Origin of the sequence: Corynebacterium sp. MSK150 (genome assembly GCF_030229215.1) — a bacterium.
Lineage (GTDB): Bacteria > Actinomycetota > Actinomycetes > Mycobacteriales > Mycobacteriaceae > Corynebacterium.
Window position 1 is genome coordinate 143,406 of record NZ_JASPHM010000005.1, and the last position, 8,759, is coordinate 152,164.

Annotated in this window: 10 protein-coding genes; 7 read left to right on the forward strand and 3 right to left on the reverse strand. The window is 63.8% G+C overall.

Annotated elements, in window-relative coordinates; genetic code table 11:
• Nucleotides 1-17: 17 nt before the first annotated feature.
• The 3 genes from QP941_RS04910 to QP941_RS04920 form a co-directional block, all read right to left on the reverse strand.
• Entirely contained in the window at nucleotides 18-1,349 is a 1,332-nt protein-coding gene (locus QP941_RS04910; protein WP_350309276.1) for an amino acid permease, read from the reverse strand.
• Between the two features lie 99 nt (nucleotides 1,350-1,448).
• The gene (dapD, locus tag QP941_RS04915; protein WP_284810604.1) at nucleotides 1,449-2,420 is read right to left on the reverse strand and encodes a 2,3,4,5-tetrahydropyridine-2,6-dicarboxylate N-succinyltransferase; all 972 of its coding nucleotides are present in this window, start codon (nucleotides 2,418-2,420) and stop codon (nucleotides 1,449-1,451) included.
• A 17-nt stretch (nucleotides 2,421-2,437) separates the two neighbouring features.
• Entirely contained in the window at nucleotides 2,438-3,796 is a 1,359-nt protein-coding gene (locus QP941_RS04920; protein WP_284868209.1) for an amino acid permease, read from the reverse strand.
• A gap of 89 nt (nucleotides 3,797-3,885) precedes the next feature.
• On the opposite strand from QP941_RS04920, the gene dapE reads away from it, so the two are divergent.
• Genes dapE through QP941_RS04955 form a run of 7 tightly spaced genes read left to right on the forward strand, consistent with a single transcriptional unit; the run spans nucleotide 3,886 to nucleotide 8,642 of the window.
• Entirely contained in the window at nucleotides 3,886-4,974 is a 1,089-nt protein-coding gene (gene dapE, locus QP941_RS04925) for a succinyl-diaminopimelate desuccinylase (protein WP_284844057.1), read from the forward strand.
• Between the two features lie 3 nt (nucleotides 4,975-4,977).
• Nucleotides 4,978-5,742: an LOG family protein gene (locus QP941_RS04930; RefSeq protein ID WP_284868211.1), complete on the forward strand. Its 765-nt coding sequence runs from the start codon at nucleotides 4,978-4,980 to the stop codon at nucleotides 5,740-5,742.
• A gap of 14 nt (nucleotides 5,743-5,756) precedes the next feature.
• Nucleotides 5,757-6,569 carry a dihydropteroate synthase gene (folP, locus tag QP941_RS04935; protein ID WP_284868216.1) on the forward strand — a complete coding sequence of 271 codons (813 nt, stop codon included), beginning with the start codon at nucleotides 5,757-5,759 and terminating at the stop codon, nucleotides 6,567-6,569.
• The gene (locus QP941_RS04940) at nucleotides 6,566-7,288 is read left to right on the forward strand and encodes a glucosyl-3-phosphoglycerate synthase (RefSeq protein ID WP_284844056.1); all 723 of its coding nucleotides are present in this window, start codon (nucleotides 6,566-6,568) and stop codon (nucleotides 7,286-7,288) included. The genes folP and QP941_RS04940 overlap by 4 nt, the downstream gene beginning before the upstream one ends.
• 3 nt (nucleotides 7,289-7,291) lie before the next feature.
• Nucleotides 7,292-7,585: a DivIVA domain-containing protein gene (locus QP941_RS04945; RefSeq protein ID WP_005327512.1), complete on the forward strand. Its 294-nt coding sequence runs from the start codon at nucleotides 7,292-7,294 to the stop codon at nucleotides 7,583-7,585.
• 13 nt (nucleotides 7,586-7,598) lie between these two features.
• Nucleotides 7,599-7,766, forward strand: a complete 168-nt coding sequence (locus tag QP941_RS04950; protein ID WP_005323535.1) for a DUF3117 domain-containing protein — start codon at nucleotides 7,599-7,601, stop codon at nucleotides 7,764-7,766.
• Between the two features lie 9 nt (nucleotides 7,767-7,775).
• Nucleotides 7,776-8,642, forward strand: a complete 867-nt coding sequence (locus QP941_RS04955; RefSeq protein ID WP_284844055.1) for a methyltransferase domain-containing protein — start codon at nucleotides 7,776-7,778, stop codon at nucleotides 8,640-8,642.
• The last annotated feature ends 117 nt before the right edge of the window (nucleotides 8,643-8,759 follow it).

The window sequence follows — 8,759 nt, forward strand, 5'->3', positions numbered from 1 at the left end:
GGGGAGTGGCCGAGGGGCTAGGTGAGGGGCAGCGTCGAGGTCGGGTTGATGCCGCGAACCTTGGAATTGATGACACCGGCGATGGCGAGCACCACGAACATGGTCGCGGCGGAGAGGAGTTGGGTGCGGGCGGTGGCGTCGGTAAGCATGAGCACCGCGATGGCCGCAAAGAGGGCGAGGGCGAACCAGGTGAGGTAGGGGAAGGCCCACATGCGGATGGGGAGGGGATGGAGGGCCTCGAGTTGGCGGCGCAGGCGCAGCTGGCTGACGGCGATGAAAACCCAGACGATGAGCAGGGAGGCGCCGGCGGCGTTGAGCATGAAGGTAAGGAGCCAGCCGGTATCGGCGTAGTTGAGTACGACCATGACGGCCGAGAGGAGGACGGAGAGGCCGATGGCAGTGGTGGGAACGCCGTCCTTATTGGTGGTGGTGAAGATGCGCGGGGCCTCGCCGCGGGAGGCTAGGGAGTGCATCATGCGGGAGGAGGCGTAAATCTGCGAGTTGAAGGCGGACAGTAGCGCGAGGACGATGACGACTTCCATGATGCCGGCCGCGCCCGGGATGCCGGCGCGCTCGAGAACCATGGTGAAGGGCGATTCTGCGGCCGTGGAGGCGCCGCCCAGGATGGAATAGGGCAGGAGGAACGTGATGACGAGGACGGAGCCCAGGTAGAACACGGAGATGCGCAAGATGGTAGAGCGTACGGCGTTTACCAGGGACTTCTCTGGGTCCTCGGATTCGGCAGAGGCGATGGCAACCACCTCGATGCCGCCGAAGGCGAAGGCTACTGCGAGCAGGCCGGCCGCGACGCCGCCGAGACCGTTGGGCATAAAGCCGTCCTCTAGGAAGACTGAGGTGCCGATGAAGGAATGGCCGGGCAGGAGACCCAGGATGAGCAGCGCGCCGATGATGAGGAAGGCCACGATGACAACGACCTTGATGAGAGCGAACCAGTACTCGAATTCGCCGAAGCTGCGCACGCGCAGCAGGTTGACGATGCCGAAGAGGACCACGCACATGGCGGCGGGAATCCACGGCGAGACGTTGAACCAAGAGCCAATGAAGCCGGCCGCGCCGGTGATTTCGGCGCCGAGTACGGCGACGGTGGCTAGCCAATAGATCCAGCCCTGGGTAAAGCCCGCCCAGCGGCCGATGCCGTGTTCGGCGTATTCGGAAAAGGAGCCGGAGGCGGGGATAACGGTGCCCATCTCGCCCAGCATCTGCATCACCAAAATGGCCAGAAAGCCAGCGATGACGTAGGCGAGGAGCACGGCGGGGCCGGCGGCGGAAATGCCAACGCCGGTGCCCAAGAAAAGCCCGGCACCGATGGTGGAGCCTAGCCCCATCATGGTCAGGTGGCGGACCTTCAGGCCAGAACCGAGGGTGGAGGAGTTATCAGTCACCCCTCCATCTTATTTTGCCCGATTGGGCTATAGGAATCGGGGGTGTTAATTCTTGTGCAGCTCGTCGTTGAGCGCGACGGCCTCGGCCTTCCACTCCACGGCCTCAACCGCACCGGAGACGGAGTTGCGGCGCAGGAGCATGCCGGAGGCGCCGGAGAGCTGGGAACCCTTGACGTTTTCGCCATTGTCGACGCCCAGTGCTTCCGCGACCTTGCCAAAGACGGTTACCTTGGTGCCGGCGGTGACGTAGAGGCCGGCTTCGACCACGGCGTCGTCGCCAAGCGAAATGCCAATGCCCGAGTTGGCGCCGAGGAGGCACCGCTCGCCAATGGAAATGACCTCCTTGCCGCCGCCGGATAGGGTGCCCATGATGGACGCGCCGCCGCCGATATCGGAGCCATCGCCCACGACGACGCCCGCGGAGATGCGGCCCTCCACCATGGAGGCGCCCAGGGTGCCGGCGTTGAAGTTGACGAAGCCCTCGTGCATAACGGTAGTGCCCTCAGCCAGGTGGGCACCCAGACGCACGCGGTCTGCGTCACCAATGCGGACGCCGGACGGCACAACGTAGTCCACCATGCGGGGGAATTTGTCCACGGAGTAGACAACGACCGGGCCGCGGGAGGCCAGGCGGCCGCGCACCATCTGGAAATCGGATACGGCGCACGGACCGTAGTTGGTCCAGACCACATTATTGAGGTGGCCGAAGATGCCATCCATATTCAGGCCGTGCGGCTTGACCGCGCGGTGGGACAGGAGGTGCAGGCGCAGGTAAGCATCGTAGGTATCGACGGGGGCGTCATCCAGATCCTTGATGGAGGTCTCAACGGCAACGCGGGCCACGCCACGCTCCTCGTCCGGGCCCGCCAGCGCGGAGAACTGCTGGGGTACCTCCTCCAAGCGCTTGGTTTCGGTGGTCTCTACGTTCTTATCGGTGTGTACGGCCGGGAACCATACGTCCAAGACGGTGCCGTCATGGGTAATGGTTGCTAGGCCGCGTGCGGATGCAGAAGTCATGCCCGCTAGCTTAGCAACTACTTCCGTGCCCCCGCCCGCTGGCCGGTAGGAAGCACGAAAGACAAGATGACGAGCACCGCAGCCAGGATGAGCACCGAGATGACCTGGTTGCGCGCGGCCGGATCAAAGAGCATCAGCAGGGTCAGCCCGGCCAGGGCGGCGGCCGTGATCCAGGGCAGCCAGGGGAAGCCAGGCACATGGATTTCTGTCAGCTCGCCGTTCTTGCGCAGCACGGGGTGCAACTTGATAAAGGACGCGACGATGAAGGCCCAGATGACTAGCAGGCACCCTCCGACCGCGTTGAAGAGGAATGCCAGAAGCCCCGGCGGGTTCCAGAACTGCAGGCCCACCGAAGCGAAGGCGAAGACCATGGACAACATGACTGCGTTGATGGGGGATCCGGCGCGGTTTTGCTTGAGGAAGAATCCCGGGGCGCAGTGGTCCTTGGCCATATCAAAGACCAGGCGGGAGGTGGCGTAAATCTGCGCGTTGAAGGCAGATAGCAGCGCTAGAGCGATGATCGCTTCCATGAAGCCGGCCGCGAAGGGAATCTTGGCGGCCGCGAGCACCAGGGTGAAGGGGGAATCGGCCGCGACATCGGCGTCCTGGATGGAGCTAAACGGCAGAGCCATGGTGATCACCACGATGGAGCCGATGTAGAAAATCATGATGCGCACGATGATGGCGCGCACCGCGGTGGCGACGTTGTGCGCCGGGTCCTCGGACTCGGCCGCCGCGATGGTCACCAGCTCGATGCCGCCAAAGGCAAAGGCGACGGCCAGCAATCCGGCGGCGAATCCAGGCATGCCATTGGGCAGGAAATTATCGGTGAAGTTGCTACCGGCCAAGGAGACATCCATGCCCGGCAGGATGCCCAGTGCCATAAGGACGCCGATGACTAGGAAGGCGACGATGACTCCGACCTTGATGATGGCGAACCAGAACTCGAACTCACCAAAACCGCCCACGGCCGCGAAGTTGACCACCGCGAAGAAGGCCACAGCAATAAACGCTGGAATCCACGGGGCAATATCGAACCAGTTGGAAATGATGGCGGCCGCGCCGGTGATTTCGGCACCCATGACCATGATCAGCATGAACCAGTAAATCCACCCCATGGTAAAGCGCGCCCAGTGACCGAAGGCCTGGCCGGCGTAGGTGGAAAATGACCCCAAAGAGGGGCGGGCGGCGGCCATTTCACCAAGCATCCACATCACCAGTGCGATGAGCGCGCCGGCCACGGCATAGGAGATGAGCACGGAGGTGCCGGAAATCTGGATGCCGAGGCCGACGCCGAGGAAAAGACCGGCGCCTACGGCAGAGCCAAGACCCATCATCGTGAGATGACGGGATTTCAATTGAGTGGCTTCGGCCATTGTTATCACCTTAGGGAGGACGAATTATTTGCAGTGAAGTGAACTTTACACAATGCGGTGAGCTGCGCGGAGCGCTAGCATGGCGCTTTGTGACTTTAGATCTATATGCAGACCCCATCGAACTGACCAAGGCGCTCGTGGATATTCCGAGCCCCTCCCACCATGAGGAGGCCATCGCAGACGCCATCGAAGAGGCGCTGCGCGGTTTGGACGTCGAGGTTGCCCGCTACGGAAATACCGTGTGCGCCCGCACGAACCGCGGACTAGATTCCCGCGTGGTGCTCGCCGGCCACATCGATACCGTTCCGTTGGCAGAAAATGTACCGCATCACATGGAAACCTCTGAAGACGGGGTGGAGATTATGTGGGGCTGTGGCACTGTGGACATGAAGTCCGGCATGGCCGTCTACCTCAATGCTTTTGCCCAGCTGCACGAAGCGAACGAGCTAAAGCATGACCTCACCGTCATCGCCTACGAGGGGGAAGAGGTGGCTACTGAATTTAATGGTTTGGGCCACCTGCAAAAAGACCACCCGGAGTGGCTCGAGGGCGACTTCGCGCTGCTGGGCGAGCCCTCCGGTGCCATGGTGGAGGCCGGCTGTCAGGGTTCCATCCGCCTGCGCGTTACCGCCCACGGCACCCGCGCGCACTCGGCCCGCGCGTGGCTCGGATCCAACGCAGCACACAAGCTCGCGCCCATCATGAGCCGCATCGCCGCCTATGAGTCCCGCGATGTCACCATCGATGGCTGCACCTACCGCGAGGGCCTCAACATCGTCCACCTCGAGTCCGGCGTGGCCACCAATACGCTGCCGGATGAGGCGTGGATGTTTGTAAACTTCCGCTTCGCGCCGGACCGCACGAGCGACGAGGCGCTGGAGTACATGAAGTCCATCATCGGCGAAGAAGAAGATGTCACCATCGAAATCGATGACATCGCCCCCGCCGCCCAGCCTGGCTTGGGCCAGCCAGCGGCCAAGGCTCTTATCGACGCCGTCGGGGGCAACGTCCGCGCCAAGTACGGCTGGACCGACGTCGCCCGCTTCTCCGAAATGGGCACCCCGGCCGTAAACTTTGGCGCCGGCGACCCCGGGTTCGCGCACAAGAAGGACGAGCAGGTCCCCACCGCGCAGATCACCGAAGTATCCACCGCCCTCTTGAACTACCTGAAGGGATAGACCATGACCCCTGAGCAGATGCGCACCCTGCGCGGCCCGATGCTGCTGCGCACCGAAGGCGAGCAGGCCTCCACCTTTGACCAGCGGCTCTTGGAATCCGGCGCGGACCATGAGTGGCAGCATGCCGATCCGTGGCGAGTCCTGCGCATCCAAGGCGAGTTTGTCGCTGGCTTCGATGCGCTCTCCAAGCTGCCGAAGGCCGTTACCGTCTTCGGCTCCGCACGCACCACGCCGGAGGATGCGAGCTACCAGCTGGGCGTCGAGGTTGGCCGCAAGCTGGCCGAGCACAACTATGCCGTTATCACCGGTGGCGGCCCCGGCATCATGGAGGCAGCCAACCGCGGCGCCCACGAGGCCGGCGGGCTCTCCGTGGGCCTGGGCATCGAGCTGCCCCACGAGCAGGGCCTTAACGAGTATGTGGACCTGGGCCTGAATTTCCGCTACTTCTTTGCCCGCAAGACGATGTTCTTGAAATACTCGCAGGCCTTCATCTGCCTGCCAGGCGGCATGGGCACGATGGATGAGTTCTTCGAGGTCATGTGCATGGTGCAGACCGGAAAGGTGACCAATTACCCCATCGTGCTCATGGGCACCGAGTATTGGTCCGGCCTGCTGGAATGGATGGACAACACGCTCGCGGCCAATGGCTATATTAACGAGGGCGACCGGGAGCTTTTCCTGCTTACCGACGACCCCGATGAGGCCCTCTCCCACATCATCCAGCGCCACCAAGTCATGAGCGATAAGCGCATCAGGGAGCCGCGTTGAGCCTCGCGCGTGTGATGGCGATTGTCAATCGCACCCCGGATTCCTTCTATGACAAGGGCGCAACTTTTGACCTTGACCCGGCGCTGCGCCGTTGTGATGAGGTGATCGCTGCCGGTGCATCGATCGTCGATATCGGCGGCGTGAAGGCTGGCCCCGGCAAGGCCGTGGACGCGACGGAGGAAATCGACCGCGTGGTGCCGACCATCGAGAAGGTGCACGAGCGCCACCCGGATGTGCTCATCTCCGTCGATACCTGGCGCAGCGAGGTGGCCGAGGCCGCCATCGCAGCCGGCGCCGGCCTGGTCAATGACACCTGGGCCGGTTGGGACCCCGAGCTCATCGAGGTCGCCGGCCACCACCGTGTGGGCTATGTGTGTTCGCACACCGGCGGCATCACCCCGCGCACCCGGCCGCATCGCGTCCACTTCGACGACGTGGTGGCCGATGTGATCGCGGAAACCACCCAACTGGCCGAGCGCGCCGCCTCCCTCGGCTGCCCGGAGGAACTGACCTTCATCGATCCGACGCATGACTTTGGCAAGAACACCTTCCATGGGCTCGAGCTCCTGCGGCGCATCGACGAGGTCGTGGCCACCGGATGGCCGGTGCTTATGGCGCTATCCAATAAGGACTTCGTGGGCGAGACGCTCGACCGCGGAGTAGGAGAGCGCGTGGCCGGCACCCTGGCCGCCACCGCGTGGTCCGCGGCCCGCGGCGTGGCCGCCTTTCGCGTGCACGAGGTGGCCGAGACCGCCGATGTCATACGCATGACCGCCGCCATCCAAGGCGAGGTCGCCCCGCTAGTAACCACGCGAGGCCTTGCATGAACGTCTCCGTTATCATTCCAGCGCTCAACGAGGAGGGCACTGTCGCGGACGTCGTGCGCGCCTGCCTCGCCGATGAACCGTTTGAGGTGCTCGTCATCGACGCCGACTCCACCGACGCCACCGCCTCCCGCGCTGCCGCCGCCGGAGCGGACGTGCGCAATTGGCGCGATATCCTTCCAGAGGAACCGCGCCCCGGGAAGGGCGAATCCCTCTGGCGCGGGGTTGCCGCAGCGAAGGGAGACATCGTCGTCTTTGTCGACGCCGACCTTGAATCCGCCGCACCCGGCATGGTCTCGGCCCTGGCCGCGCCCTTCGCCGACCCAGCGGTGGAGATGGTCAAAGCCCGCTACCGCCGCAGCCTCAACGGCCAGCCCACCGGCGGTGGCCGCGTGACCGAATTGACCGCCAAGCCGCTCATCAAGCAGTTCTTTCCCGAGCTCGCCCACATCGATCAACCCCTCGGAGGCGAATACGCCCTGCGCCGCGCCACCGCCCTAGAACTGCCCTTCGTGGAGGGCTATGGGGTGGAAGCGGGGCTAATGGTGGACGTCGGCAAGCGGGGCACAATCGCACAGGTAGACCTGGGCACGCGGGTACACCGCAACCGGCCGCTGCACGAGCTGGCGCCGATGGCCGAGGTAGTCGCGCGCACGCTGCTCGCCCGCGCCGGGGTCATCGCGCCCGTTGCTCAACGCCCGCCGCTAAAAGGTAAGGTTTAAGCCATGCTGTCTTGGATTATGCTCCTCCTAGTCCTTATCGCCCTGACCGTCATCGGCACCTGGGTATGGGGCTCCATTTTTGGCCGCGGCGAGGTCATGCACCCGCTCGACGAGCCGCAGAAGGTGCGCGAAAATAACCGCGCCGCCCTCCGTGAAGGCCGCCTTGACCAGGTGAAATTCGAGGTAGTTCCCCGTGGATACCGCCAGGACCAGGTAGACGATCTCCTCGCGCAATTGGAGGAACAACTATCTTCCGCGCAGAAAAGGTCTAAGCTGGAAGGAAAAGAAGTTAACTAAAAGGAGACTCACTATGGCAGCAATGAAGCCGCGCACCACGGGCGGAGAAATGGAAGCAGTAGAGGAGTCCCGCAAAATTGTCATGCGCATCCCCTCGGATGGCGGCGGTCGCATCGTCATCGAGCTGAGCAAGGACGAGGCCGCCGAGCTCGGTTCCCTGTTGACCGAGGTTTCTAGCTAGTCTAGGTACATGCTTTCTCATATCGTCGACATACTGGCCGATCCCAACGATGGCACCGCGCTTTCTGGTGCCGATGATTTCTCTCGCCTCGTTTCGGAATCCGGCCACTCTTATGATGTGGCCAAGCAGGGCTACGTCACCCTGGCAGCCGGCGCCGGACTCAAGCACAAGGGCGATGACATGGATATGGTCAACGCCCGCGAGACCTATTTGGCCATGGGCCACTTCGCGCCCTTCGTCGAGGCGGTAACCGGGGCCGTCCAGGACGCACTGGATTCCGCCTCCCTGGCCGAGTCCACGCCCGCCTCCCTCCTCGAGGTGGGTGCCGGCACCGGCTACTACCTGGCGCATACTCTGGACTCCATCGCGGAGGCCCGCGGCGTCGGCCTCGACATTTCCCCGCACGCCGCGAAGCACTTGGCTAAGTGCCACTCGCGCGTCGGCGCCGTCGTGGCCGATGTGTGGGAGCGCCTGCCCATCCGGGATGAGTCCGTCAACGCAATCTCCGTCGTCTTTGCCCCGCGCAATCCAGCCGAGTTCCAACGCGTGCTCGCCCCGGGTGGCCAGGTCATCGTCTTGACCCCGGGCGCCGGACACCTGGATGAGCTGCGCGAGCCGCTCGGCATCCTTGGCGTGGAAGAAGGCAAGGTGGAGCGCATGTATGAGCAGGCCGAGGGCTTTCTCGAGCAGGCGGCCGACCCGGTGGATATCTCGTTCCCCATCGAGCTTGATAAGGCCTCCGTCGCCGCTCAGGTCGGCATGAGCCCGTCCGCGCGCCACATCAGCGCCGGCGAACTCGCCGAGCGCATGGCCGCACTGCCCCCGACGCTCACGGTCACCGCCCGCGCCCGCTTGGATCGCCTCCGCGCCGTCTAGCCTCCGGCCGACCACAGCCGTCTCCACCGCCCTTCGCGCTCTGAACTGGCCCCCGAAAGTTGGACTGGTTTAATTCTAGGCGGTTAGGGCTTCAAGGGTCTGATTTCGATATTGCAT